This is a genomic window from Demequina soli (genome assembly GCF_000971195.1).
Taxonomy (GTDB): Bacteria; Actinomycetota; Actinomycetes; order Actinomycetales; family Demequinaceae; genus Demequina; species Demequina soli.
In genome coordinates, this window is the sequence record NZ_BBLZ01000005.1 from 81,003 (window position 1) to 106,514 (window position 25,512).

22 protein-coding genes are annotated in these 25,512 nt (G+C 70.2%); 13 read left to right on the top strand and 9 right to left on the bottom strand.

The window, feature by feature from the left end; translation table 11 throughout:
- Positions 1–67: 67 nt before the first annotated feature.
- From trxB to AOM04_RS11590, 3 genes are all read left to right on the top strand, one after another.
- Complete coding sequence (gene trxB / locus AOM04_RS11580; protein WP_062464953.1) at positions 68–1,393, top strand: thioredoxin-disulfide reductase; 1,326 nt, start codon at positions 68–70, stop codon at positions 1,391–1,393.
- Between the two features lie 80 nt (positions 1,394–1,473).
- Positions 1,474–2,784, top strand: a complete 1,311-nt coding sequence (locus AOM04_RS11585; RefSeq protein WP_062464954.1) for an aminotransferase-like domain-containing protein — start codon at positions 1,474–1,476, stop codon at positions 2,782–2,784.
- A 13-nt stretch (positions 2,785–2,797) separates the two neighbouring features.
- On the top strand, positions 2,798–3,742 hold the full coding sequence (locus tag AOM04_RS11590; protein WP_062464955.1) for a D-alanine--D-alanine ligase family protein: 945 nt from the start codon (positions 2,798–2,800) through the stop codon (positions 3,740–3,742).
- A 71-nt stretch (positions 3,743–3,813) separates the two neighbouring features.
- Here AOM04_RS11590 and AOM04_RS11595 read toward each other — a convergent pair whose 3' ends face one another.
- The 8 genes from AOM04_RS11595 to rpmH all read right to left on the bottom strand — a co-directional run bounded on the left by AOM04_RS11595 (position 3,814) and on the right by rpmH (position 9,019).
- Positions 3,814–4,809 (bottom strand): ParB/RepB/Spo0J family partition protein, encoded by a 996-nt coding sequence (locus AOM04_RS11595; RefSeq protein ID WP_062464956.1) that lies wholly within the window; start codon positions 4,807–4,809, stop codon positions 3,814–3,816.
- Positions 4,806–5,696, bottom strand: coding sequence for a ParA family protein (locus AOM04_RS11600; protein ID WP_062464957.1), 891 nt, complete (start codon positions 5,694–5,696; stop codon positions 4,806–4,808). The genes AOM04_RS11595 and AOM04_RS11600 overlap by 4 nt, the downstream gene beginning before the upstream one ends.
- A gap of 377 nt (positions 5,697–6,073) precedes the next feature.
- Positions 6,074–6,712, bottom strand: coding sequence for a 16S rRNA (guanine(527)-N(7))-methyltransferase RsmG (gene rsmG / locus AOM04_RS11605; RefSeq protein ID WP_062464958.1), 639 nt, complete (start codon positions 6,710–6,712; stop codon positions 6,074–6,076).
- 19 nt (positions 6,713–6,731) lie between these two features.
- Positions 6,732–7,211: a Jag family protein gene (locus AOM04_RS11610; RefSeq protein ID WP_062464959.1), complete on the bottom strand. Its 480-nt coding sequence runs from the start codon at positions 7,209–7,211 to the stop codon at positions 6,732–6,734.
- On the bottom strand, positions 7,208–8,227 hold the full coding sequence (yidC, locus tag AOM04_RS11615) for a membrane protein insertase YidC (RefSeq protein ID WP_062464960.1): 1,020 nt from the start codon (positions 8,225–8,227) through the stop codon (positions 7,208–7,210). The genes AOM04_RS11610 and yidC overlap by 4 nt, the downstream gene beginning before the upstream one ends.
- Positions 8,228–8,241: 14 nt before the next feature.
- Complete coding sequence (gene yidD / locus AOM04_RS11620) at positions 8,242–8,538, bottom strand: membrane protein insertion efficiency factor YidD (protein WP_082104604.1); 297 nt, start codon at positions 8,536–8,538, stop codon at positions 8,242–8,244.
- Positions 8,535–8,828 (bottom strand): ribonuclease P protein component, encoded by a 294-nt coding sequence (gene rnpA / locus AOM04_RS11625; protein WP_439645077.1) that lies wholly within the window; start codon positions 8,826–8,828, stop codon positions 8,535–8,537. The genes yidD and rnpA overlap by 4 nt, the downstream gene beginning before the upstream one ends.
- A 53-nt stretch (positions 8,829–8,881) precedes the next feature.
- The gene (gene rpmH / locus AOM04_RS14370; protein WP_062204973.1) at positions 8,882–9,019 is read right to left on the bottom strand and encodes a 50S ribosomal protein L34; all 138 of its coding nucleotides are present in this window, start codon (positions 9,017–9,019) and stop codon (positions 8,882–8,884) included.
- 235 nt (positions 9,020–9,254) lie between these two features.
- Here rpmH and dnaA point away from each other — a divergent pair, with 235 nt between their 5' ends.
- The 8 genes from dnaA to AOM04_RS11665 all read left to right on the top strand — a co-directional run bounded on the left by dnaA (position 9,255) and on the right by AOM04_RS11665 (position 20,686).
- Entirely contained in the window at positions 9,255–10,649 is a 1,395-nt protein-coding gene (gene dnaA / locus AOM04_RS11630) for a chromosomal replication initiator protein DnaA (protein WP_062464962.1), read from the top strand.
- A 1,225-nt stretch (positions 10,650–11,874) separates the two neighbouring features.
- Complete coding sequence (dnaN, locus tag AOM04_RS11635; RefSeq protein ID WP_062464963.1) at positions 11,875–13,002, top strand: DNA polymerase III subunit beta; 1,128 nt, start codon at positions 11,875–11,877, stop codon at positions 13,000–13,002.
- The gene (recF, locus tag AOM04_RS11640) at positions 13,002–14,126 is read left to right on the top strand and encodes a DNA replication/repair protein RecF (RefSeq protein WP_062464964.1); all 1,125 of its coding nucleotides are present in this window, start codon (positions 13,002–13,004) and stop codon (positions 14,124–14,126) included. The genes dnaN and recF overlap by 1 nt, the downstream gene beginning before the upstream one ends.
- Positions 14,119–14,721: a DciA family protein gene (locus AOM04_RS11645; protein ID WP_082104605.1), complete on the top strand. Its 603-nt coding sequence runs from the start codon at positions 14,119–14,121 to the stop codon at positions 14,719–14,721. The genes recF and AOM04_RS11645 overlap by 8 nt, the downstream gene beginning before the upstream one ends.
- Before the next feature lie 357 nt (positions 14,722–15,078).
- The gene (gene gyrB, locus AOM04_RS11650) at positions 15,079–17,082 is read left to right on the top strand and encodes a DNA topoisomerase (ATP-hydrolyzing) subunit B (RefSeq protein WP_228373704.1); all 2,004 of its coding nucleotides are present in this window, start codon (positions 15,079–15,081) and stop codon (positions 17,080–17,082) included.
- Positions 17,083–17,092: 10 nt separating this feature from the next.
- Entirely contained in the window at positions 17,093–19,717 is a 2,625-nt protein-coding gene (gyrA, locus tag AOM04_RS11655) for a DNA gyrase subunit A (protein ID WP_082104607.1), read from the top strand.
- Positions 19,718–19,836: 119 nt separating this feature from the next.
- The gene (locus AOM04_RS11660) at positions 19,837–20,325 is read left to right on the top strand and encodes a hypothetical protein (protein WP_156160718.1); all 489 of its coding nucleotides are present in this window, start codon (positions 19,837–19,839) and stop codon (positions 20,323–20,325) included.
- 94 nt (positions 20,326–20,419) lie between these two features.
- The gene (locus tag AOM04_RS11665; RefSeq protein ID WP_062464968.1) at positions 20,420–20,686 is read left to right on the top strand and encodes a hypothetical protein; all 267 of its coding nucleotides are present in this window, start codon (positions 20,420–20,422) and stop codon (positions 20,684–20,686) included.
- A 51-nt stretch (positions 20,687–20,737) separates the two neighbouring features.
- On the opposite strand, the gene AOM04_RS11670 is transcribed toward AOM04_RS11665, so the two are convergent.
- Positions 20,738–23,236: an FAD-dependent oxidoreductase gene (locus AOM04_RS11670; RefSeq protein WP_062464969.1), complete on the bottom strand. Its 2,499-nt coding sequence runs from the start codon at positions 23,234–23,236 to the stop codon at positions 20,738–20,740.
- Between the two features lie 147 nt (positions 23,237–23,383).
- Here AOM04_RS11670 and AOM04_RS11675 point away from each other — a divergent pair, with 147 nt between their 5' ends.
- Together AOM04_RS11675 and AOM04_RS11680 are read left to right on the top strand one after the other, a co-directional pair.
- Positions 23,384–23,836: a Fur family transcriptional regulator gene (locus tag AOM04_RS11675; RefSeq protein WP_062464970.1), complete on the top strand. Its 453-nt coding sequence runs from the start codon at positions 23,384–23,386 to the stop codon at positions 23,834–23,836.
- 30 nt (positions 23,837–23,866) lie between these two features.
- Complete coding sequence (locus AOM04_RS11680) at positions 23,867–25,345, top strand: catalase (RefSeq protein ID WP_062464971.1); 1,479 nt, start codon at positions 23,867–23,869, stop codon at positions 25,343–25,345.
- The last annotated feature ends 167 nt before the right edge of the window (positions 25,346–25,512 follow it).

Below are 25,512 nucleotides of genomic sequence, written 5' to 3' on the forward strand. Positions count from 1 at the left end.
TACCATCTGTTCATACGACGCCGCCCCGCCATACCCGGTGGGGCCTCCCCTCGACCTAGGAAGCACCGTGAGCGACACGCGCAACGTCATCATCGTCGGATCCGGCCCCGCCGGGTACACCGCCGCCATCTATGCCGCCCGGGCGGGCTTCAACCCGCTGGTCGTGGCGGGCTCGATCACCGCCGGCGGCGCGCTGATGAACACCACCGAGGTGGAGAACTTCCCCGGCTTCGTCGAGGGCGTCCAGGGCCCCGAGCTCATGGAGACCCTGCAGGCGCAGGCCGAGCGGTTCGGCGCCGAGGTGCTCTTCGACGACGTCACCGCGATGAGCCTCGAGGGTCCCGTCAAGACCGTCACGACCGGCATGGGCAAGGAGTTCTCGGCGCACGCGGTCATCCTCGCGACGGGCTCCGCGTACCGCGAGCTGGGCCTGGAGGACGAGAAGCGCCTGTCGGGCAAGGGCGTGTCCTGGTGCGCGACGTGCGACGGGTTCTTCTTCCGCGACCAGACCGTCGTGGTGGTCGGCGGCGGCGACTCCGCCGTCGAGGAGGCCACGTTCCTCACCCGCTTCGCTTCCAAGGTGTACCTGGTGCACCGCCGCGACGAGCTGCGCGCCTCCAAGATCATGGCCGACCGTGCCGCCGCGGACCCGAAGATCGAGTTCGTGTGGAACTCCGAGGTCCTCGGCCTCGAGGGCGACGTCAAGCTCTCCGGTGTGAAGGTGCGCAACCGCGTCACGGGCGAGGAGTCGACGCTGGCCGCGACGGGCCTGTTCGTCGCGATCGGCCACGAGCCCCGCTCGGAGCTGGTCAAGGGCGTCATCGACACCGACGACGCCGGCTACGTCCAGGTCATCGGCCGCACCACCGCGACCAACGTCGACGGCGTGTTCGCGTGCGGCGACCTCGTCGACAACCGCTACCGCCAGGCCATCACCGCCGCCGGCTCGGGCTGCTCCGCCGCCCTCGACGCCCAGCACTACCTCGACGCCCTCCACGCCGCATCGGCCGCCGACGAGGCCGCGGAGGAGGCTCCGGCGCCCGCCGAGGCCCCCGCCGCGGAGCTGCCCGCCGCCCCCGTGCCGGCGACCGTCGACACCTTCAAGGCCGAGGTGCTCGAGTCCGACGTCCCCGTGGTCGTCGACTTCTGGGCCACCTGGTGCGGCCCGTGCCGCGCGGTCGCGCCGCTCCTCGACGAGCTCGCCGAGGAGTACGCGGGCCGCCTCAAGGTGGTCAAGGTCGACACGGACGCCAACCCGCAGCTCGCGATGGCCTACGGCGTCACCTCCATCCCCACCATGTCCTTCTTCAAGGGCGGCGAGGTCGTGAAGTCCGTCGTCGGGGCCCGCCCCAAGCCCGCGCTGTCGGCGCTGTTCGACGAGGTCATCGCCTAGGACGCGCACCGCATCGTCCGCCGCCACGGGGGTCCAGCCGCATGCAGGCTGGACCCCCGTCGTCGTGCCAGACTTGCCGCATGAGCGACGGCACTCCCACCCCTCGCGAGGGCACCCGGCTCGACCCCTGGTACGGGTCGTACGCGCAGCGCGCGCACGAGATGCGCGCCTCCGAGATCCGGGCCCTCTTCGCCGTCGCCAGCCGCCCCGAGGTCGTCTCGCTCGCGGGAGGCATGCCGTTCATCGGCGGCCTGCCGCTCGAGGAGCTCGGGGAGATGAGCCGCCGGCTCATCGTCGAGCACGGCGAGGTCGCCCTGCAGTACGGCTCGGGCCAGGGCGACGTGCACCTGCGCGAGAGGATCCTCGACGTCATGGCGCTCGAGGGCATCTCCGCGCATCCGGACGATGTGGTGGTCACCACGGGCTCCCAGCAGGCGCTCGACCTGGTGACCAAGATCTTCATCGACCCGGGCGACGTCATCGTGGCCGAGGCGCCCTCCTACGTGGGCGCGCTGGGCGTGTTCCGCGCGCACGAGGCCGACGTGGTGCACGTGCCCATGGACGCGCACGGGCTCATCCCCGCGGCCCTCGAGCAGACGCTCGCGCGCCTCAAGGCCGCCGGCAAGCGCGTGAAGTTCCTCTACACGGTGCCCAACTTCCACAACCCGGGCGGCGTCACGCTGTCGCTCGAGCGCCGTCCCCAGGTCCTCGAGATCTGCCAGCGGTACGGCGTGCTGGTGCTCGAGGACAACCCGTACGGCCTGCTCGGCTTCGACCAGGAGCCGCTTCCCGCGATGCGCTCGATGAGCCCCGAAGGCGTCATCTACCTGGGCTCATTCTCCAAGACCTTCGCCCCCGGCTATCGCGTCGGGTGGGCCGTCGCCCCCCACGCCGTGCGCGAGAAGCTCGTGCTCGCGTCCGAGTCGGCGATCCTGTCGCCCTCGAACGCGTCGCAGATGGCGATCGCGACGTACCTCGACCACTTCGACTGGCAGGGCCAGATCAAGAAGTTCCAGGTGCAGTACCGCGAGCGGCGCGACGCGATGGTGTCCGCGCTCGCCGAGCACATCCCCGAGGCGTCGTGGAACGTGCCCGACGGCGGCTTCTACGTGTGGGTCAAGCTGCCCGACGGGCTCGACGCGAAGTCGATGCTCCCGCGCGCGATCACGGCCCGCGTGGCGTATGTGTCCGGCAGCGCGTTCTACATCGACGGCTCCGGCACGGACCACCTGCGACTGTCCTACTGCTTCCCCACCCCCGAGCGGATCCGCGAGGGCGTGCGCCGCCTCGCGACGGTGGTGGACGCCGAGCTGGAGACGGTGCGCATCTTCGGCACCGCGGGAGGGGCCGCCGGCGACGCCGTCGACTTCCCGTCCCCCGACCTGTACTGACGAAGGGAACGTCATGCACGCACTCATCCTCGCCGGCGGCCTATCGCACGAGCGGGACGTGTCCATCCGTTCCGGACGCCGCGTCCAGGACGCGCTCCGGGGCACCGTCGAGAAGGTTTCTTTGCTCGACGTTGACACGGAGTTGATCCCTACCTTGCGTGCGGGCGACGTGGACGTCGTCTGGCCCCTGCTTCATGGCGCCACCGGCGAGGACGGCTCGCTGCAGGCGCTCCTCGAGCTCGTCGGGGTGCCGTTCGTCGGCACGGGCTCACGCGAGGCGCGCGTCGCCTGGAACAAGGCGATCGCGAAGGCCGTGATGGCCCGGGCCGGCATCGACACCCCCGACCATGTCACGCTGCCGCAGTCGCTGTTCCGCGAGGTCGGTGCCGAGCAGGTGCTCGACGCCGTCGTCCACCGCTTCGGGCTGCCCGTGGTGGTCAAGCCGGCGCGCGGAGGCTCGGCGCTCGGCGTGTCCATCGTGCGCAACCGCGAGGACCTCGCCCGTGCGATGGTCCACTGCTTCGCCTACGGCGACGTCGCGCTCGTCGAGCGCTTCGTCGAGGGCACCGAGCTCGCCATGAGCGTCCTGGGCACGGGGGACGATGCGTGGGTGCTGCCCGCGGTCGAGACCGTCTCGGACGGGGCGTACGACTACGACGCGCGCTACAACCCGGGACGGGTCGAGTACTTCGCCCCCGCGCGCCTCTCGTCCGGTCAGGCCGAGCTCGCGTCCGAGACGGCGCTGCGCCTCCATCGCGTCATGGGCCTGCGCGACCTGTCGCGCATCGACCTGATCCTCGCGCCCGACGGCACCGCTCAGGTGCTCGACATCAACATCACCCCTGGTATGACCGAGACCTCGTTGTTCCCACAGGCCGCGGAGGCGGCGGGTCTCGACCTCGGCAAGGTGTACGCGGACCTCGTCGTCGGTGCCGCGCAGCGCGGCGTCACAGCCTGACGCGACGGACACACGGAAGGGCCTCGGCGCGATGCGCCGAGGCCCTTCCTCCGTCCCCGCGGGACGCCCGTTCAGGACGCCTGGCCGTGGATCCCCGGGTCCGCCGGGTCGATGAGCTGCACGATGCGGTTAAGATCGTCGACCGTCGCGAAGTCGATGGTGATGGATCCCTTGGTGCGTCCGAGCTTGATCTTCACGCGCGTGTCGAAGCGGTCCCCCAGGCGGCCACCCAGATCGTCGAGCGCCTCGGTGCGGCCGCCGGCCCGGGACGCGCCGCGGCGGGGCTTCGGGGCATCCACGCCGAGCGCGACCGCCTCCTCCGTCGCGCGCACCGAGAGACCCTCGGCGACGATGCGGTTGGCGAGGTGCTCCATCGCCTCCGGGCTGTCGAGCCCGAGCAGCGCGCGCGCGTGGCCCGCGCTCAGGACGCCCGCCGCGACGCGACGCTGGACCGGAGCCGGCAGGCGCAGCAGCCGCAGCGTGTTCGAGATCTGCGGACGGGAGCGCGAGATGCGGGTCGCGAGCTCCTCGTGGGTGATGCCGAAGTCCTCGAGGAGCTGCTGGTAGGCGGCCGCCTCCTCGAGCGGGTTGAGCTGGCTGCGGTGCAGGTTCTCGACGAGCGCGTCGCGCAGCAGGTCGGTGTCATCGGTGTCGCGGATGATCGCGGGGATCTCGGTGAGGCCCGCCTCGCGGGTGGCGCGCAGGCGCCGCTCGCCCATGATGAGCTCGTAGCCCTCCCCCGCGGGGTTGGGCCGCACCACGATGGGCTGGAGGACGCCGATCTCCTTGATGGAGCCCACGAGCTCGGCGAGCTCGTCCTCGTCGAACACCGTGCGGGGCTGCCGCGGGTTCGGCACCACCGAGGCCGGGTCGATGTGCGCGAAGCGCGCCCCGGGCACGGGGACCAGCTCGCCGTCCTCCGACACCTCCGTGACGGTGGGGATCGTCGACGTCGACGTGTCGGAGAAGAAGACGTCGTGCGGCCGCTCGGCCCCCGAGAGGTCCGGCTCGGTGGGGATGAGCGCGCCGAGTCCCCGTCCGAGGCCCCGCTTGGTCTTGCTGCTCACTTGCTCTCCGCTCCCGCGGCGCCGCGCACCGCGATGTCACGTGCGATCGCCATGTAGGCGACCGCTCCCGAGGAATGGGGGTCGTGCGTGATGACCGTCTGCCCGAAGCCCGGCGCCTCCGACACGCGGACCGACCGTGGCACCGTCTGCTCGAGCGTCTGCGTCGGGAAGTGCGAACGCACCTCCGTCGCGACCTCGCGGGCGAGGTTGGTGCGGCTGTCGTACATCGTGAGCACGATCGTCGACACGTGGATGTCCTGATTGAGGTGCTTGCGCACCATCTCCACGGTCTTCATGAGCTGGGTGAGGCCCTCGAGCGCGTAGTACTCGCACTGGATGGGGATCAGCACCTCGGTGGCCACCACCATCGCGTTGAGCGTCAGCAGCCCAAGGCTCGGCGGGCAGTCGATGAAGACGTAGTCGAGGTCCTTGCCCGGACCCTCGAGCAGCGCCTGAAGCGCCATGTGGAGGCGGAACTCGCGTCGCACCACCGAGACCAGCTCGATGTCGGCGCCGGCGAGGTCGATCGTCGCCGGCACGCACCACAGGGTGTCGATGTCGGGGCATCGCTGTGCGACCTTGTGCATGGGAACGTCGTCCAGCAGCACCTCGTAGATCGACGGCGTCCCCGAGCGGTGCTCCACACCGAGCGCCGTCGACGCGTTGCCCTGCGGGTCCGCGTCGATGACGAGGACGTTCGCTCCCCGCTTGGCGAGGGCGGCCGCAACGTTGACCGAGGTGGTGGTCTTCCCCACCCCGCCCTTCTGGTTGGAGACCGCGATGATGCGGGTGCGGGGCGGGCGCGGGAACGTGGCGGACTCGAGCGCGCGGCGGTGGCGTTCGGTCGCCATCATCTCCGCGGCGAGGGGGCTGTCGTTGTCCTCCACGAGCCGGTCGAACGGATCCGATGTTTCACGTGAAACGCCGGTCGCTCCAGGCGCCGCGCCTTCGGACGCCATCGGATGGTGCGTCTGCTCGTTGGACACGCAGTTCCCTTCTCCTCCGCGGCTGAGGATCGCTCCCCTCCCGCCGGTCGTGTTTCACGTGAAACATGACCTCTGACACACAACAACCCGCCGCGGACATCGGGGCGGGAGGGCTTCCCAGAGGTCCCGACTCTACCCCAGGGGATGCTCGCCGTCACCGCTTCGCACGGCGGTTCCGGCGCATCGTCCTCCCCTGATAGGGGTGCATGAACCCTGTGGACAAAGGGCCCTCGAGGGGCGCCTCCCCGCACGGAAGGGTGTGGAGAAGCCTGTGGACATCAGCTGTGGGAAAGCACGACGACGGTGGTGGGCTCCACGCCGTCGACGGTGCCCGCGATGTGGATCTGGCCCGTGAGGCGGTGCTTGCGCAGCGTGTACTTCGCGCGCTCGAGCTCGTCCGATGCACTGCGGCCCTTGAGCAGCACCAGCCGCCCGTCGGCGCTCAACAGCGGGGCGCACCACTTCACCAGCTTGTCGATCGCGGCGACCGCGCGCGCGGTGACGATGTCGGCCTCGACCGACTCCGCGACCTCCTCGGCGCGTCCCCTGACGACCCTCACGTTGTCGATCCCGCACTCCCGCGCAGCCTCGAACAGCCACTGCACGCGACGCTCCATCGGCTCGATGAGGACGTAGTCGCGCGCCGGGTCCATGGCCGCGAGCACCATCCCCGGGAGGCCCGCGCCCGAGCCCACGTCGGCGACGCGGCCCTCCCCCAGGAACGGGGAGAGCGCAGCCGAGTTGAGGATGTGCCTCTCCCAGAGGCGTTCGACCTCACGCGGGCCGATCAGGCCGCGCTCGACGCCCTGCGCGGCAAGCAGCTCGGCGAAGGCGAGCACTCGGGGGTAGGTGTCCCCGAAGTACTCGCGCACCGCCGCGCTGTCGCGCAGGGGATCCGTCGGCGTCTCGTCGGTCATCGTTGTTTCACGTGAAACGTCAGGCGGGCAGGACGACCACGTAGCGGTGCGGGTCCTCGCCCTCCGACTCCGACGCGAGGCCGGCCTCGAGCACGACGTCGTGGACGACCTTGCGCTCGAACGCGTTCATCGGCTGGAGCGCGACGCGGTCGCCCGATGCGCGCACCTTGGCCACGGCCTCGCGCGCGACCTCGGCGAGACGCTCGCGGCGGCCCGCGCGGAAGTCGGCGATGTCGAGCATGAGGCGGCTCACCTCACCGGTGTCGGCCTGGACCGCGAGGCGGGTGAGGTCCTGAAGCGCCTCGAGCACCTCGCCGTCGGCGCCGACCAGACGCTTGAGGTCCTGGCTCGGACCCTCGGCGACGATCGCCACCTTCGCGCGGCCCGCCTCGACGGAGATGTCGATGTCGCCGTCCATGTCGAGGATGTCGAGCAGCTCCTCGAGGAAGTCCGCCGCGACGTCGCCCTCGGCGTCGAGCTTCTTGATGCTGTCACTCATGACACGTCCTTGTTGTCGTCGTCTTCGGTCACCGGGACCGGCTTGGCCTTGCTCCCGCCACGGCTCTTGCGCTTGGGCTGCTGGCGCTGCCCGGAGACCTTCGGCGCCTCCACCTGGGGCTGCTCGATCACCACGGTGTCCTTCGACTCCGAGGCGCGGATGCCGTGCTTGGCCTCCTTGGCCGCCTGGCGCGCGAGGTAGGCGCGCTCCGCCTCGGAGCCCGGTGCCGGGTTGTTGCGGATGACGTACCACTGCTGGCCGAGCGTCCACAGGTTGGTCGTGGTCCAGTAGATGAGGACGCCGACGGGGAAGTTCGGGCCGGACAGCACGAAGATGAACGGCAGCACGTACATGAGGATCTTCTGCTGCTGCGCCATCGGGCCCTCGAGGGCCGCGGCAGGCAGGTTCTTCCGCGTGAGCTGGTGCTGCGTGGTGAACGTCGTCGCGACCATCATGACGATGAGCACGGCGGACAGGATCTTCGCGGCCGAGCCCTCACTGTTGAAGAACGAGTCCGACAGCGAGGCGCCGAACAGCGTCGCATGCTGTGCCTGATACTGCACCTGATCGGTGAGCATGCCGATGCCGGCGGTCGAGGTGCCGCTCGCGGCGTTGCCCTCGAGGCGCCCGTTGAGCACGCGGAACAGCGCGAAGAAGATCGGCGCCTGGATGAGCATCGGCAGGCACGACGAGAACGGGTTCGTCTTGTGCTTAGCGTACAGCTCCATCGTCTCGCGGCTCATGGCCTCGCGCGACGCCTGGTCCTTCTTGCCCTTGTACTTGTCCTGGATCTTCTTGAGATCCGGCGAGATCAGCTGCATCGCCCTCGATGCCTTGATCTGCTTGACGAACAGCGGGATGAGCGCGGCACGGATGGTGATCACGAGGCCGACGATGGCGAGGGCCCAGGTGATGCCGGCGGCGGGATCGAGGCCGACCCACGTCCAGATCTGGTGCCAGATCACCATGATGTTGGCGACCACCCACTCGAGCGGGTAGAGAAGCGTGTCGAGCATCGAGACGTCAGTCCTTAGATCAGGTGGGCAGGGGTCGGGTCGGACGGCATCGCGGCATTATTCCTCGTAAGCCGAAATAGCCGCTCCCCCTTCGCCGGGACGTCGTCGACGCCGCCGTTGCTCCAGGGGTTGCAGCGCAGGAGACGCCAGGAGGCGAGCCCCGCACCCACGAACGCGCCGTGCACCCGGATCGCCTCGACGGCGTAGTGCGAGCACGAGGGGTGGTACTTGCAGCGCGGACCCGACAGCGGGGAGATCGTCAGCTGGTAGCCGCGGATCGCCCCGGTCAGCGCGCGCGCCGCGATGCTCATCGGGCCGCCTTCGCGAGGGCGTGACGCAGGGCGCCGTCCACGTCGGCCTCCAGATCGGAGAACGATGCGTCGGCCGCCGGCGGCAGGGCGCGCAGCACCACGAGGCTGCCCGCGGGCACGTCCTCGAGGCGCGTCGACATGATCGCGCGCAGGCGTCGCTTGACGCGGTTGCGGACCACGGCTCCTCCTACCGCCTTAGAAACGGCGAAACCGGCCATGCGGTCAGCATTGCCGGTGAGCGCTACGTGCACGACGATGGTGCGCCGGCCGCTGCGGACCCCCGATCGCATCGCGGAACGGAAGTCCGCGGAGGATCGCAGGCGCGCGTGGGCCGGCAGCAACCTCAGGCCGAGAGCTTGCCGCGGCCCTTGCGGCGACGCGACGCCAGGATGGAACGTCCGGCACGCGTACGCATACGCAGACGGAAGCCGTGCGTCTTGGCACGCTTGCGGTTGTTCGGCTGGAAAGTCCGCTTGCTCACGGTAACTCCACGGTGTTGTCAGGGCATGGTCAAATCAGCGCACTAACGTTACGCGTTCCCCGCATGAGGGGTCAAATCGCGCCCTCGGTCTTGGGTGGGGCACCCGAACAGGATAGGCTCCACCATCACGGCAGGCCACCACGAGATCGACACGCGGAGACGCGGTAACGAGCAGGTGACGGGCCATGCACCGACTGTGAGAAACGCTGTGGAGAAAGCTTGGGGGTGACGGCCAGTGGCGGCAGAGCCTGCCTCGGAATCGATCGACGCAGTGTGGCGTGGGGCGCTCGACTTCCTCGCGGATGACGGATCGCTCAGCACCCAGAACCGGTCGTTCCTCCGGCTCGTCAAGCCGCTCGCGGTGGTCGAGGACAACGTGTTCCTCGCGGTGGCGGAGGACTTCACGAAGAACTACGTGGAGACCACGCTGCGGGGTCCCGTGACCGAGGCGCTGAGCGATGTGCTCGGCCGCGACGTCCGCATCGCCGTGACCGTCGACGCCTCGATCACCCCGCCGGCACCGTCCGAGGACGGCGCGGAGGAGTCCGTGCCGCGCCCGCAGGTGCGCCGGCCCGAGCCTGCACCGGCCCCGGTCGTCGAGGACCCGCACCTCAACCCGCGGTACACGTTCGACACGTTCGTCATCGGTCCCTCCAACCGCTTCGCGCACGCCGCGGCCCTCGCGGTCGCCGAATCACCTGGTAAGACGTACAACCCGCTGTTCATCTACGGCGGCTCCGGGCTGGGCAAGACGCACCTGCTGCACGCGATCGGCCACTACACGCGCCACCTCAAGCCTCAGACGCGTGTGCGCTACGTGAACTCCGAGGAGTTCACCAACGACTTCATCAACTCGATCCGTGACGACCGGTCGCTCAGCTTCAAGCGCACCTATCGCGAGGTCGACGTCCTCCTCATCGACGACATCCAGTTCCTGCAGGGCAAGGAGCAGACGCTCGAGGAGTTCTTCCACACGTTCAACGCGCTCCACAACGCCGGCAAGCACGTGGTCATCACCTCCGACGTGAGCCCCCGCTATCTCGACGGCATCGAGGAGCGCATGCGCACCCGCTTCGAGTGGGGGCTCATGACGGACGTGCAGCCGCCGGACCTCGAGACCCGTGTGGCGATCCTTCGCAAGAAGGCGGCCGCGGACGCCGTCCAGGCGCCGTCCGACGTGCTCGAGTACATCGCCTCGAACATCACGAGCAACATCCGCGAGCTCGAGGGCGCGCTGATCCGCGTCACCGCGTTCGCGGCGCTCAACCGTCAGCCGGTCGACCTCTCCCTCGCACAGGTGGTCCTCAAGGACCTCATCTCCGACGACGACTCCGAGATCACCGCGGCGTCGATCATCGGCAAGACCGCCGAGTACTTCGGCATCTCGCTCGAGGAGCTCACGGGCACCAGCCGCTCGCGCGTGTTCGTGACCGCCCGCCAGATCGCGATGTACCTCTGCCGGCAGCTCACGGACCTCTCCCTGCCCAAGATCGGCGAGCACTTCGGCGGCAAGGACCACACGACGGTCATGTACGCGGTCAAGAAGGTCGAGGACCAGATCGCGCAGCGCCGCCAGATGTACAACCAGGTCAACGAGATCCACGCGCGCATCAAGCAGTCGCGCGCCTGATACCCGCGCCCCCTCCCAGGGCGTCCTGACGAACGTTTCCGGCCCCTTCCGCGCCTCACGGCCCGGGAGGGGCCGATTCGTTGTCCCAGCGGCCTCGTCCTGCGGGCGGACGATGCGTGCCGCGGCCGATCCGTCGGGTCACCTGCGGTGCGAGGAGCCTGAGGATCGCTGCTGGCGACGGTGTCGGGCCCTCGGCGGGCTTGTAGCGCCGCGAGGCCGTCCGTGGGCCCGGATCCGCGCTTCCCGGCGCCCATGCCGGGGCCGCGGCGTCCTGACACGTCCTGACGCGTCCTGGCGAACGATTCGGCCCCGTCGCCGGCCTGGAGCACCGCCCGCGGCCGGAAGGGCCGGAATCGTTGCCCAGGAGCCTCCCTGACGGCCTCGGCGCGAGGCCGCGCCCGGGACGCGTCCCACGGACCGCTGCGCACGTGGCGGTCGCCCGGCTCTCGAGCCGCCCAGGCCAACGATTCCGGGGCCTCCGGCTGCACGACGCTTCCCGCACCACCCAGCGCCACGAATCGTTGTCCAGGAACGGACGGGACGCCGCCGCCGATGACGGTGCGCCGGGCAGGGATCGTCCCGGCATCGCGAGGAGCCGCCCAGGGAAGCTCGGCCTCCCGCGCTCACCCGTGCACGGACGCCGTCTCGACGCGCCCTGGCGAACGATTCGGGCACCCGGACGCGGATCCGGACCTTCGACACGCCGTAGCAGTCGTCGGGATCGCGTGGAGACGCCGAAATCGTTCGTCAGGAGCGATCCTCCTCGCCACGCCCACGGTGGACAGCTGCGATCAGGCCGAAATGCCTGATCGCCACGGCTTTTCCTACGCCCAGAGGCCTTGTCGGCGACACGCGCGACGCGATTCCCTCACAAATGTGGAAAAGTCTGTGGACGCCCGTGGATGACGTGCTCCGTCCACAGGGGACGCCCTGTGAAGAAAAACAGGGATCCTGGGGGCGAATTCGACGCCGTCCCCGACCCGATCGTGCTGTCCACGGCTCCCACCCCCAGGATCCACACATCCGGATGTCCACCATTTCCAGCGACGATGCGCGTGTTCCACAGATTCCACGGCCCCTAATACGACTACGAGCCCTCTCTGAGAATGTTGTCCACACGACCTTCATCTCGGCTCGCGCCCCGACCGCCCGACGCCGCCCCCGACGGCCTACCGGCAACGTCGGACCCGTGGCATAGTCTGTGCTCGACACCTGAGGAGCAAGCATGAAGTTCACCGTCGAGCGCGACGTCCTGGCAGACGCCGTCGCATGGACGTCGCGCGCCGTCCCGGCGCGTCCCCCGGTCCCCGTTCTCGCCGGCGTGCGCATCACCGCGGACGCCGAGGGGCTCGTGCGCCTGGCCAGCTTCGACTACGAGGTGTCGGCCCGCGGCGAGTTCCCCGCGGAGGTCGAGGAGCCGGGCGAGGTCCTGGTGAGCGGACGCCTGCTGCGCGAGATCGCGAACGCGCTCCCCCACAAGCCCGTCCAGCTCTCGCTCGAGGGCACCAAGGTCTCCGTCACGTGCGGCGCCTCGCGCTTCACGCTGGCCACCATGCCGGTCGACCAGTACCCGTCGCTGCCCGAGCTTCCGGAGCTCTCGGGGACCATCGACGGCACCACGCTTCAGCAGGCGGTCGCCCAGGTGACCTCCGCCGCGTCCCGCGACGAGACCCTCCCCATCCTCACCGGCGTCCGCGTCGAGATCGACGGCTCGCACATCTCGCTGCTCGCCACCGACCGCTACCGCCTCGCGCTCCGCGAGCTCGAGTGGAAGCCGGCCGACGAGTCGATCAGCGCGGTCGCCCTCGTGCGTGCCAAGACGCTCTCGGACACCGCGAAGGCCCTGGGTTCGGGCGACGTCACCGTCGCGCTGAGCTCCGGCCAGGGCATGGACCTCGTCGGCTTCGAGGCGGGCGGCCTCGTCACGACGTCGCTGCTCATGGACGGCGACTACCCGCAGGTGCGTCGCCTGTTCCCGGAGTCGAGCCCCATCACGGCCACCGTCCGCACCCAGGACCTCATCGACGCGACGCGTCGCGTCGCGCTCGTGACCGAGCGCAACTCGTCGGTGCGCCTCGCGTTCGCCGAGGGCGAGGTCACGCTCGACGCCGGCCAGTCCGACGACGCGCAGGCGTCGGAGGCGCTCACCGCGCACCTCCACGGCGACCCGATCACCGTCGCGTTCAACCCCCAGTACCTGCTGGACGGCCTGACCGCGCTCGGCACCGACTTCGTGCAGTTCGGATTCACGCAGGAGACCAAGCCGGTCGAGTTCGTGGGCCTCTCGGAGCCGGGCGGCGACGTCGCGGCCGAGTTCCGCTACCTGCTGGTGCCCATCCGCATCGCCTCCTAGTGCGCGTCACCCACGTCCAGCTCGCCGACTTCCGCTCGTACACGCAGGCAGACGTCGAGCTCGGACCGGGCGTCACCACGTTCGTCGGCCGCAACGGCCAGGGCAAGACCAACCTCGTCGAGGCGATCCGGTACCTCTCGGTGCTCGGCTCGCACCGCGTGGCCAGCGATGCCCCGCTGATCCGCTTCGGCGCCGAGCGTGCCGTGGTGCGCGCGAAGGTCGAGAAGGCGGGCCGCTCGCTGGGCCTCGAGGTGACGCTCAACTCCGGGCGCGCGAACACCGCGCGGCTCAACCGCGGGGCCGCGCGGCCCCGCGACCTCATCGGCGTCCTGCGCACGGTGCTCTTCGCGCCGGAGGACCTCGCGCTGGTCAAGGGCGATCCGTCGGGACGCCGCGGATTCCTCGACGAGCTGTGCGTCGCGCTCCAGCCCGCGCTGGCGGGCGACCTCGGCGACTACGAGCGCGTGCTGCGTCAGCGCACCTCGATGCTCAAGACCTCCCGCAACGCGCGCGGCGACCTGACGATGCTCGACATCTGGGACGAGAAGCTCGCGGACCTGGGCGGACGCATCGTCGCCGCTCGGCTGCGGGCCGTCGCGGGCCTGGCTCCGTACGTGGCCACGGCGTATCAGGACGTCGCGCCGGACGGCGGCGACTGCGCGATCCAGTACACGTCGTCCCTGGCAGAGATGCTGCCCCAGGCGCCGGGTGACATTGCGACGCTGCTGCTCGAGCGGCTGCGGGAGCTGCGCCCCAAGGAGCTCGACCGCGGCGTCACGCTCGCGGGACCCCACCGCGACGACCTGGAGATCCGGCTCGGCGGCATGCCTGCGAAGGGCTACGCGAGCCACGGCGAGTCGTGGTCGTGCGCGCTCGCGCTCCGCATCGGCACCTACGACCTGCTCACGTCCGACACGGGTCCCGACTCGGGTGACGACGGCGAGCCGGTGCTCATCCTCGACGACGTGTTCGCGGAGCTCGACGCGGGCCGTCGCGCCGCCCTCGCCGCGCGCCTCGAGCGCGCGAGTCAGGTGCTCATCACCGCGGCGGTCGCCGAGGACGTCCCCGCGACGCTCGCCGGCCGCGCGATCCCGGTGACCAAGGGGCGCGTCGGCGATGAGTGACGAGCGCCGGGACGATGCGCCGGAGACTCCTGAGGGCGTCTCCCCTGGTCAGGGCGGGCCCGAGTCGGATCCGCTGGTCCCCGTCGACGCCGCGCGGCTGGCACGCGAGGCGATGGAGCGGGCTCGCCTCGCGGCACGCCAGCGCGGTGCCAAGCGCACGAGCGCGAAGCGCGGTCGCGCGCAGCGGGAGGACGCGCGCCGGTCGAGCGACTCGGCGAGCCCGCAGCCCTACGGGCGGGGTCGCGACCCGAAGCCGATGGGCGACGCGGTGACGTCGCTGCTGCGCCGCATGGGCTGGACCGAGCAGATCGAGGTCTCGTCCGTGACCGGACGCTGGCGCGAGGTGATCGGGGACCGCATCGCCGACCACTGCGAGCCGCTCGGCTTCGAGGACGGCGTGCTCACGGTCAAGGCGACGTCGACCGCGTGGGCGACGCAGCTGCAGATGATGAACGGCCAGATCCGTCACCGGATCAACGAGGAGTTCGGCCGCGAGATCGTCACGGAGCTCAAGGTGCTCGGACCGACGGCGCGGTCGTGGACCAAGGGTCCGCGCACGGTGAAGGGTCGCGGCCCCCGCGACACGTACGGGTGAACCGCGCGCCGGGGTGCCACGCGCATCGTCTCCGGGTCGTCCACTAAAAAAGACATTGTGTGACATAACCCACATCCCGAACGGCCGTCGGCACCGCGCGGCGCGCCCTACCCTTGTACGGACGCAAGGGCCGGAGGCGTGCTGGGGGCGCCTCCGGAACCTGCGCGAGGACCCGGCGCGAGGGGGCGTCGTGGCCCTCTCCGCGGGTGGCCGGGGCCGTGACGCCTTTTCGGTGCGGTGTCGACATCGCCTGAAAGGCCTGTGAGTCGCGCCATTCCGCCCCTCAGAGCCACTAGAATGGGCCGAGATAGGACGGGACTCGTGCGCGGTCCCGTCATCGGCTTGAAAGGCGAATCTGTGGCGAATAGCGAGGAGCGGGTCGACGAGCCCGCCTACGGCGCCGAGAACATCACCGTCCTGGAGGGCCTCGAGGCCGTCCGCAAGCGTCCCGGCATGTACATCGGGTCCACGGGCGAGCGGGGTCTCCACCACCTGGTCTACGAGGTCGTCGACAACTCCGTCGACGAGGCGCTGGCCGGATACTGCGACACCATCACGGTGACGCTCCTGGCGGACGGAGGCGTCCGCTGTCGCGACAACGGCCGCGGCATCCCCGTCGACATGCACCCCACCGAGAAGAAGCCCACCGTCGAGGTCGTCATGACGATCCTCCACGCGGGCGGCAAGTTCGGCGGCGGCGGCTACGCCGTCTCGGGCGGCCTGCACGGCGTCGGCATCTCGGTGGTCAACGCGCTGTCCTACAAGGTCGAGACCGAGGTCCGCCGCCAGGGCCACGTGTGGCGTCAGACGTTCGCCGAGGGCGGCAAGCCGCAGGGCACGCTGATCCAGGGCGAGGCCACCGAGGAGACCGGCACGCAGCAGACGTTCTGGGCCGACCCGCTGATCTTCGAGACCACCGAGTACGACTACGAGACGCTGCGCGCCCGCTTCCAGCAGATGGCCTTCCTCAACAAGGGCCTGTCCATCACGCTCGTCGACGAGCGCCCCGAGCACATCGCGGCGGAGGACGATGCGGAGGCGGACGAGGCGCCCACGTCCCGTTCGGTGACGTACAAGTACGACGGCGGCCTCATCGACTACGTCGCGCACCTCAACTCCGCCAAGAAGGCCGAGCTGGTGCACGCCGAGGTCATCTCGCTCGAGTCCGAGGACACCGAGAAGAAGATCTCGCTCGAGATGGCGATGCAGTGGACGTCCGCGTACTCCGAGAGCGTGTTCACGTACGCGAACACCATCTCCACCACCGAGGGCGGCACCCACGAGGAGGGCTTCCGTGCGGCGCTCACCACGCTGGTGAACAAGTATGCGCGCGAGAAGTCGATCCTCAAGGACAAGGACGACAACCTCACGGGCGACGACGTCCGCGAGGGCCTCACCGCCGTCATCTCCGTCAAGCTGGGCGAGCCGCAGTTCGAGGGCCAGACCAAGACCAAGCTGGGCAACACCGAGGCGAAGACCTTCGTGCAGCGCGTGGTGTCCGAGCAGCTCACCGACTGGTTCGACGCGCACCCGAACGAGGCCAAGGAGATCATCCGCAAGGCGATGCAGGCCTCGCAGGCGCGCATCGCGGCCCGCAAGGCGCGCGAGGCGACACGCCGCAAGGGCCTGCTCGAGTCGGGCGGCATGCCCGGCAAGCTGTCGGACTGCCAGAGCCGCAACCCCTCCGAGTGCGAGATCTTCATCGTCGAGGGCGACTCGGCCGGCGGCTCCGCCAAGGCCGGCCGCGAGCCCTACAATCAGGCGATCATGCCGATCCGCGGCAAGATCCTCAACGTCGAGCGCGTGCGCCTCGACCGCGCCCTGTCCAACCAGGAGGTCCAGGGCCTCATCACCGCGTTCGGCGCGGGCATGGGCGAGGACTTCGCGATCGACAAGGCGCGCTATCACAAGATCGTGCTGATGGCCGATGCCGACGTCGACGGCCAGCACATCCGCACGCTGCTGCTCACGCTGCTGTTCCGCTACATGCGCCCGCTCATCGAGGCCGGCTACGTGTACCTCGCGCAGCCGCCGCTGTTCAAGATCAAGTGGACCAACGCGGACCACGAGTACGTGTACTCCGACCGTGAGCGCGACGCGGTCCTCAAGGACGGCGTCGCCAACGGCAAGCGCATCCCCAAGGACAACGGGGTGCAGCGCTACAAGGGTCTGGGCGAGATGAACCACGAGGAGCTGCGGGTCACCACCATGGACCCCGCCACCCGCACCCTGCTTCAGGTCACCATGGACGATGCGGCCGCCGCGGACGAGATCTTCTCCGTGCTCATGGGCGAGGACGTCGAGTCCCGCCGCAGCTTCATCCAGCGCAACGCGAAGGACGTGAGGTTCCTTGACATCTGAGACCCCCGAGATGGATCACGGCCGGATCGAGGCTGTCGACCTCAACACCGAGATGCAGCGGTCCTACCTGGACTACGCCATGTCGGTCATCGTCGGCCGCGCCCTGCCGGACGTCCGTGACGGCCTCAAGCCCGTGCATCGTCGCGTGCTCTACGCCATGTTCGACGGCGGCTACCGCCCCGACCGCGCGTTCTCCAAGTGCTCGCGCGTCGTCGGCGACGTCATGGGCAAGTACCACCCGCACGGCGACAGCGCGATCTACGACGCGATCGTCCGCATGGTCCAGCCCTGGTCGCTGCGCTACCCGCTCATCGCGGGCCAGGGCAACTTCGGCTCCGCCGGCAACGACGGCGCCGCGGCCTCGCGGTACACCGAGTGCAAGATGGCGCCGCTGGCCATGGAGATGGTCCGCGACATCGACAAGGACACCGTCGAGTTCGAGGACAACTACGACGGCCGCGAGCAGGAGCCCACCATCCTGCCCGCGCGCTTCCCCAACCTGCTCGCGAACGGCTCCGCCGGCATCGCGGTCGGCATGGCGACCAACATCCCGCCGCACAACCTCCGCGAGCTCGCGGACGGCGTGCAGTGGCACCTCGACCACCCGGACGCGTCGCGCGAGGAGCTGCTCGAGGCGCTCATCGCACGCATCCCGGGCCCCGACTTCCCCACCGGCGCGACCATCCTGGGCCGCAGGGGCATCGAGGACGCGTACCGCACGGGCCGCGGCCTCATCACGATGCGCGCGGTGGTGAACATCGAGGAGATCCAGGGCCGCATGTGCCTGGTGATCACCGAGCTGCCGTACCAGGTCAACCCCGACAACCTCGCGATCAAGATCGCGGAGCTCGTCAAGGACGGCAAGGTCTCCGGCATCGCGGACATCCGCGACCAGACGTCGGGCCGCACCGGCCAGCGCCTCGAGATCGTGCTCAAGCGCGACGCGGTCGCGAAGGTCGTGCTCAACAACCTGTACAAGCACACGCAGCTGCAGGAGACGTTCGGCGCGAACATGCTCGCGATCGTCGACGGCGTGCCCCGCACGCTGTCGCTCGACGGCTTCATCCGCCACTGGACCACGCACCAGCTCGAGGTCATCCAGCGCCGCACGGCCTACCGCCTGCGCGAGGCCGAGCGCGAGGCCCACATCCTGCAGGGCTACCTCAAGGCGCTCGACGCGCTCGACGAGGTCATCGCCCTCATCCGGCGCTCCCCGACCGTGGAGGAGGCCCGCGAGGGCCTCATGCAGCTCCTCGACGTCGACGAGGTGCAGGCGACCGCGATCCTCAACCTCCAGCTCCGCCGCCTCGCGGCGATGGAGCGCCAGAAGATCACGGACGACTACAACGCGCTCATGGTCGAGATCACCGACCTGCGCGACATCCTCGCGAACGAGCAGCGTCAGCGCACGATCATCTCGGAGGAGCTCGCCGAGATCACCCGCAAGTACGGGGACGACCGCCGCACGGTCATCCACCCCTACGAGGGCGACGTCTCGATCGAGGACCTCATCGCCGAGGAGGAGATGGTCGTCACCATCACCCGCGGCGGCTACGTCAAGCGCACCCGCTCCGACCAGTACCGCGCCCAGAAGCGCGGCGGCAAGGGCGTACGCGGCGCGACCCTGCGCAACGACGACGTGGTCGAGCACTTCTTCGTCACCACCACGCACCACTGGCTGCTGTTCTTCACGAACCTGGGCCGCGTCTACCGTGCCAAGGCGTACGAGCTGCCCGAGGGCGGCCGCGACTCCAAGGGCCAGCACGTCGCGAACATGCTCGCGTTCCAGCCGGGCGAGGAGATCGCCCAGGTGCTCGACCTGCGCTCGTACGAGGACGCCGGCTACCTGGTCCTCGCGACCAAGCGCGGCCTCGTGAAGAAGACCGAGCTCAAGGCGTACGACTCCAACCGCACCGGCGGCCTCATCGCGATCAACCTGCGCGAGGTCGAGTCGGAGGACGGCGAGCTGCACGCGGACGAGCTGGTCTCCGCGCGCCTGGTGTCCGCCGAGGACGACCTCATGCTGGTGTCGCGCCAGGGCCAGTCCCTGCGCTTCAACGCCAAGGACGAGGAGCTGCGCCCGATGGGCCGCGCCACCTCGGGCGTCAAGGGCATGAGCTTCCGCGGGGACGATGAGCTGCTCGCCATGGACGTCATCCTCGCCGGGACCGCGGTCGCCGGGGACGAGGACGTCGAGGCGTCGGACGAGGCGGCCGAGGACGAGGTCCTCGCCGGCGACGGCCCCTACTCGTTCGTGGTCACGCGTCACGGCTACGCCAAGCGCACCAGCGCGTCGGCGTGGAGCGCCAAGCACCGCGGCGGCCTCGGCGTGAAGGTCGCGACCCTCACCGAGGAGCGCGGCGACCTGGTCGGCGCGATGCTCGTCGAGGACACGGACGAGGTGCTGGTCATCATGGAGTCCGGCAAGGTCGTGCGCTCCGCGGTGTCCGAGGTTCCCGTCAAGGGCAAGAACTCGATGGGCGTCATCTTCGCCAAGCCCGCCAAGGGCGACCGCATCATCGGCATCGCCCGCAACGTCGAGCGCAACCTCGAGGGTGACGAGGCCGAGGAGTCGGACGAGGCCGTGGCCGGGGAGGCCGCCGAGGCCACGCCGGAGGCTCCCGCCGAGGGCTGACGCACGCCTGACACGAGGGGCCGGCCGCGCACGCGGTCGGCCCCTCGTGCGTCCCGGCCGTGCCGCCCGACCGTCGCGTTTCGACGACCGCGCTGCTAGCGTGCGGATCGGGGGCGACGATGGGTGCAGGCTTCACGCTGACCGGGATGCTGCTCGCCGTCACCTTGGGTGCGGCGGCCGTCCTGCGCTGGCGTGCGAGCGGCGCCCACGCGGTCGCGCTGACGGCGGCGGCCGTGGGCGTCATCCTCCTCGTCGCCGTGACGGGGGCGGTCGGGCGCCCCGCCGGCGCCGATCCGGCGGCCGTGCCCTCGTCGGCGACGCTCTCGCGCAACGATGCCGTCGCGGCGGGCGATATCCACTGGCTCACGGTCGCGGGCGACCGCCTGTGGGGTGCCATCCCCTGGCCCGACGATGTGGGCGACACCGTCATCCGGGAGGGGGTGCCGGTGGGAGTGTCGGTCACGCGCGGCGAGCTCGCCGACTACTACGCGAGCCTCGGGGCGTCCGTGTGGGACGGCGACTCCGTGCTGGTGCCCACCCGGGCCGGCGGGGTCGCGCGGGTGGCGCTGACCGACGGCGCGCTCACCGTCACGCTCGGCGGCTGGTGATCCGGTCATCCCGGGCCGCAGTCCTTTCGTCCCCTTCTGCGGCATTCGTGGACTAGCCTGCCAAGGACCGGCGGCATCGCGAACGGAGGCTCACGTGGACGGCTGGAAGTTCTGGCTCAACGTGATCGCCGTCGTGTGCGGGATCGCAGCGCTGCTGATGTTCTGGGCCCCCGTCTGGGGCATCGTGGTCGGGGCGGTGGCCCTCGGGACCGCGATCGCCGCGCTCGTGCTCGGGGTGCGGCAGCGCAGCGTCGCGGGGATGGTGCTCGGCGGGATCGTCACCGTGCTGAGCGCCGGCGTCGTGCTGATCGCCGTCTCCTACCTGGACATCTTCGGCCCCGGCGTGACGCCGACCGCCTGAGCCGGGCGCCGCATCGTCCCTGGTGAGAACGATGCGGCGCGCCGGCGTGGCTCAGATGAACAGCGTGGTGCCCGACTCCTGAGCCTCGCCCAGGAAGGTCGCGACGCCCGCGAGCTCGACGCCGTCGAGCAGGTCGGACGGCGCCATGCCGAGCAGGTCCATCGTCATCGTGCAGCCGAGCAGGCGGGCGCCGTTGTCCTGGGCGGAGCGGATGAGCTCGGGCAGCGACTGGACGTCGTGCTGCTTCATGACGTTCTTGATCATCGCGGTGCCGGCGCCGGCCATGTGCATCTGGGACAGGGTGAGCTTCTCGGCGCCCCTGGGCATCATCATCCCGAACATGGTGTCCATCACGCTCTTGTCGCGCTTGGGCGGGTCCGTCCGGCGCAGCGCGTTGAGGCCCCAGAAGGTGAAGAACAGGGACACCTCCTGGCCCATGGCCAGCGCGCCGTTGGCGATGATGAACGCCGCGAGCTGCTTGTCGAGATCGCCCGAGAAGACGACCATCGACAGCTTGTTGCCGCCGGCGCCGCCCGACGGCGCGACGGGCGCGACGCCGCCCTTGCGGAACGTGGCGACGAAGCCCGCGCCCTTGGGGTCCATCGACACGAGGGTGTGGCCGTTCTTCGACGCCCAGGCGGGGCCGTCGAGCGCGAAGCCCGGGTCGGACACGGTGACGCGGATCTCGTCGCCGACGCCCGCCTCCTTCATCGCGCCCGACAGGCGCATGATCGGGCCGGGGCACGCGAGGCCGGTGCAGTCGAGGTCGGTCAGCTGGCCCGTGGCGGCGGCGACGGCCGAGGCGACCGACACCTTCTCCGCGTAGCTCTCCATGGGCGGCTGGGCCGTGTACTGGTCGGCGGGGTCGTCATGGACGTGGCCGAACGTGGTCGAGCCGCCGGACAGCGTCGCGACGTCCGTGAAGCCGTTCTGGACGAGGATGCGGTGAGCCAGGTAGGACCGGAAGCCGACCGCGCAGTAGAGGCGGATCGGCTGGTCCTTGTCGGTCCAGCCCTTGACGGCGTCGCGGAAGGTCGCCAGCGGCACGGACTCGGCGCCGGGCAGGTGGTGGATGCCGTACTCCTCGGGCGTGCGCACGTCGACGAGGCGGGCGCCGTCGGGAAGCGGCCACTCCTCGGCGTACCAGAGGGTGAAGTCGCCGCGGATGGTGTTCGCGGCGACGAAGCCCGCCATGTTGACGGGGTCCTTCGCCGAGCCGAACGGCGGCGCGTACGCGAGCTCCTGCTCCTCGAGGTCGAAGACCGTGAGGCCTGCCCGGATCGCCATGGCGAAGACGTCGAGGCGCTTGTCGACGCCGTCGAAGCCGCACGCCTGCGCGCCGAGCACGCGGCCGTCGGTCGGGGAGAACAGCAGCTTGATGTGCATCATCGCGGTACCGGGGTAGTAGCCGGCGTGGCCCGACGGGTGCACGTGGACCACGCGGTAGTCGACGCCCGCCGCGTCGAGCTGGCGCGACGTCGCGCCCGTGCCTCCGGCGACCATGTCGAAGACCTTGACGATGCTGGTGCCCTGGGTCGAGCGGTACTCGGTGTCGCGGCCGCACATGTTCTCGGCGGCCACGCGGGCCTGGCGGTTGGCGGGGCCCGCGAGGGGCGCGAGGTAGCTGCCGGGCAGCACGGGGTGCGGCGTCTCGACGGCGTCGCCCGCGGCGTAGATGAACGGGTCCGAGGTCCGCATGTGGGCGTCGACCTTGATGCCGCCGCGCTGCCCGAGCTCGATGCCGGCCGCCTTGACGAGCTCCACGGCGGGCTTCACGCCCGCGGCGAGGATCACCAGGTCCGCCTGGAGGACGGTTCCGGAGTTGAGCTCGACGCTCACGCGGTCGTCGCCGTCCTGGTCCGACAGCGGCTGGAAGGCCGCGGCCGCGGTGGACAGGTGAAGTCCGATGCCCCGCATGCGCAGGTGCTGCTCCACCGGGGTGGCGATCTCGTGGTCGACGGGCGGCAGGATCTGGTCGGAGAGCTCGACGACCTCGACGCGCACGCCGCGGTGGTGGAGGTTCTCCGCCATCTCGAGGCCGATGTACCCCGCGCCGACGACGACCGCGGTGACGACGCCTCGCTTGCCGGCCTTCTGGGCGGCCAGCGCCGCGTCGAGGCGCGCCTTGATGCGGTCCATGTCGCCGATGCGGCGCAGCACCTCGACGGCCGGGTGGTCGATGCCGGGCAGCGGCGGGCGCACGGCCTCGGCGCCCATGCACAGCGCGAGCCTGTCGTAGGTCTCGGTGTACTCGCGGCCCGTGTCGACCTCGCGCGCCGTCACGGTCTTGGCGGCGCGGTCGATCGCGACGATCTCCGTCGCGATGCGGACGTCGATGTCGAGAGACTCGCGCAGGCTCTCCGGGGTCTGGAGCAGCAGGCGGGAGCGCTCGGAGATGACCTCGCCCACGTGGTACGGCAGCCCGCAGTTCGCGAAGGACACGTGGTGGCCGCGCTCGAAGACGACGATCTCGGCCGACTCGTCGAGGCGCCGCGCCCTCGCGGCGGTGGATGCTCCGGCGGCGACGCCGCCGACGACGATGAGCTTCATGGTGATGCCTCCAGGGGTATGTGGGCTCTGCATCAAAAATATCCCCCGGGGTATCCACACCTGGGGGTATCTGGTCCCGGTTGGCGGGGCGCGGACGCGGCGATCCTTTGTTTGAACTGCTCAAAACAACCGGGTAGAGTGGCCGGCATGACACACCTCGACGCGACGACCCTGCTCCGCGGGGCGGGCCTGCGCGTCACCGAGCCCCGCCGCGCGGTGCTCACCGCGCTCGACGGCATGCCGCACGCATCCGCGGACGGCATCCACGCGAGGGTCGTCGAGACGCTGCCTGACGTGTCCCTCCAGACGGTCTACAACGTCCTGCGAGACCTCACCGGCCGCGGCCTCACGCGCTGCATCGAGCCGGGAGACCACCCCGCCCGCTACGAGCTGCGGGTGGGCGACAACCACCACCACGTCGTCTGCACGCACTGCGGTGCGATCGCCGACGTCGACTGCGTGGTGGGCCAGGCCCCGTGCCTGACCCCGGGCGAGGACCACGGCTTCGTCGTGGCCGAGGCCGAGGTCACGTTCTGGGGTCTCTGCCGCGACTGCCAGACGGCCGATGCGCCGCTCGCCGCCGTCGCGGCCCAAGACTGACCGCCCCCTAACGAGAAGAGGAGCGCCTCCATGTCGGAGAAGTTCACCACCAACAACGCCGGTGCCCCCGTGGCGTCGGACCAGCACTCGCTCACCGTCGGCAACGACGGCGTCACCGCGCTGACCGACCACTACCTGGTCGAGAAGCTCGCGCAGTTCAACCGTGAGCGCGTGCCCGAGCGCGTGGTGCACGCCAAGGGCGGCGGCGCCTTCGGCACGCTCACCATCACGCACGACGTCTCCGCGTACACGCGCGCCGCGCTGTTCCAGCCCGGCGTCGAGACCGAGATGCTCGCGCGCTTCTCGTCGGTCGCCGGCGAGGCCGGCTCGCCCGACACGTGGCGCGACCCGCGCGGCTTCGCGCTGAAGTTCTACACGACCGAGGGCAACTACGACCTCGTCGGCAACAACACCCCCGTGTTCTTCATCCGCGACGGCATCAAGTTCCCCGACTTCATCCGCTCGCAGAAGCGCCTGCCCGGCTCGCACCTGCGCGACAACGACATGCAGTGGGACTTCTGGTCGCTGCAGCCCGAGTCGGCGCACCAGGTCACGTGGCTCATGGGCGACCGCGGCCTGCCCCGTTCGTGGCGTGAGATGAACGGCTACGGCTCGCACACCTACCAGTGGATCAACGCCGCGGGCGAGCGCTTCTGGGTGAAGTACCACTTCATCTCCCAGCAGGGCGTGCACGGCCTGACCGGCGACGAGGCGGCGCAGCTCGCCGGCTCGGACGGCGACCACCACATCCGTGACCTGTACGAGCACATCGACGCCGGCGACTTCCCGCGCTGGGACCTGAGCGTGCAGATCATGCCCTACGAGGACGCCAGGGACTACCGCTTCAACCCGTTCGACCTCACCAAGGTGTGGCCGCACGGCGACTACCCGCTCATCCCGGTCGGCGTCATGGAGCTCAACAAGAACCCGCAGAACTACTTCGCGCAGATCGAGCAGGCCACGTTCGCGCCGTCGAACTTCGTGCCCGGCATCGGCCCGTCGCCCGACAAGATGCTGATGGCGCGCATCTTCTCCTACGCGGACGCGCACCGCTACCGCGTCGGCACCAACCACGCCGACCTCCCGGTCAACGCGCCCAGGAACGCGGACGCGAACGGCCACTCGTACGCGAAGGACGGCTCGATGCGCTACTCCTTCGCCTCGCCCGAGACCCCGGTCTACGCGCCCAACTCGCTCGGCGGCGCGCACGCCGACGCCGAGCGCGCGGGTGACGCGGGCAACTGGCAGTCGGACGGCTCGATGGTCCGCGCGGCCGCGACGCTGCACGCCGAGGACGACGACTTCGGCCAGGCCGGCACCATGTACCGCGACGTCTTCGATGCGGACGCGAAGGCCCGCTTCCTCGACACCATCACCGGTCACGTGGGCGCGGTGAAGTCGGACGACATCCGCGAGCGTGCGATCCAGTACTGGACCAGCGTGGACGCCGACCTCGGCGCCGCGCTGCGCGCGAACCTGTCGCCCGCCGCTGAGCCCGCGACGGTCTGACGTACCCCTCGAGAGGCCCGGTCCCCGCAAGCCGCGGGGCCCGGGCCCTCGATTTGCAATGACAGATGTGACGGGTGGGATGGGGGCCGCTGCGCGTCGCCGTCCCACCCGTCGCACGGTTCACATCTGTCATTGGGAATCGCCGCGGGTACGATGACGGGCCCCCA

Excerpts from the sequence above, each read along its gene's own strand:
- AOM04_RS11585 (WP_062464954.1), top strand. The coding sequence starts at position 1,474 with ATGAGCGACGGCACTCCCACCCCTCGCGAGGGCACCCGGCTCGACCCC.
- AOM04_RS11590 (WP_062464955.1), top strand. The coding sequence starts at position 2,798 with ATGCACGCACTCATCCTCGCCGGCGGCCTATCGCACGAGCGGGACGTG.
- rsmG (WP_062464958.1), bottom strand. The coding sequence starts at position 6,712 with ATGACCGACGAGACGCCGACGGATCCCCTGCGCGACAGCGCGGCGGTG.
- AOM04_RS11610 (WP_062464959.1), bottom strand. The coding sequence starts at position 7,211 with ATGAGTGACAGCATCAAGAAGCTCGACGCCGAGGGCGACGTCGCGGCG.
- yidC (WP_062464960.1), bottom strand. The coding sequence starts at position 8,227 with ATGCTCGACACGCTTCTCTACCCGCTCGAGTGGGTGGTCGCCAACATC.
- yidD (WP_082104604.1), bottom strand. The coding sequence starts at position 8,538 with ATGAGCATCGCGGCGCGCGCGCTGACCGGGGCGATCCGCGGCTACCAG.
- rnpA (WP_439645077.1), bottom strand. The coding sequence starts at position 8,828 with ATGCGATCGGGGGTCCGCAGCGGCCGGCGCACCATCGTCGTGCACGTA.
- dnaN (WP_062464963.1), top strand. The coding sequence starts at position 11,875 with ATGAAGTTCACCGTCGAGCGCGACGTCCTGGCAGACGCCGTCGCATGG.
- AOM04_RS11645 (WP_082104605.1), top strand. The coding sequence starts at position 14,119 with ATGAGTGACGAGCGCCGGGACGATGCGCCGGAGACTCCTGAGGGCGTC.
- gyrA (WP_082104607.1), top strand. The coding sequence starts at position 17,093 with ATGGATCACGGCCGGATCGAGGCTGTCGACCTCAACACCGAGATGCAG.
- AOM04_RS11660 (WP_156160718.1), top strand. The coding sequence starts at position 19,837 with ATGGGTGCAGGCTTCACGCTGACCGGGATGCTGCTCGCCGTCACCTTG.
- AOM04_RS11670 (WP_062464969.1), bottom strand. The coding sequence starts at position 23,236 with ATGAAGCTCATCGTCGTCGGCGGCGTCGCCGCCGGAGCATCCACCGCC.
- AOM04_RS11675 (WP_062464970.1), top strand. The coding sequence starts at position 23,384 with ATGACACACCTCGACGCGACGACCCTGCTCCGCGGGGCGGGCCTGCGC.
- AOM04_RS11680 (WP_062464971.1), top strand. The coding sequence starts at position 23,867 with ATGTCGGAGAAGTTCACCACCAACAACGCCGGTGCCCCCGTGGCGTCG.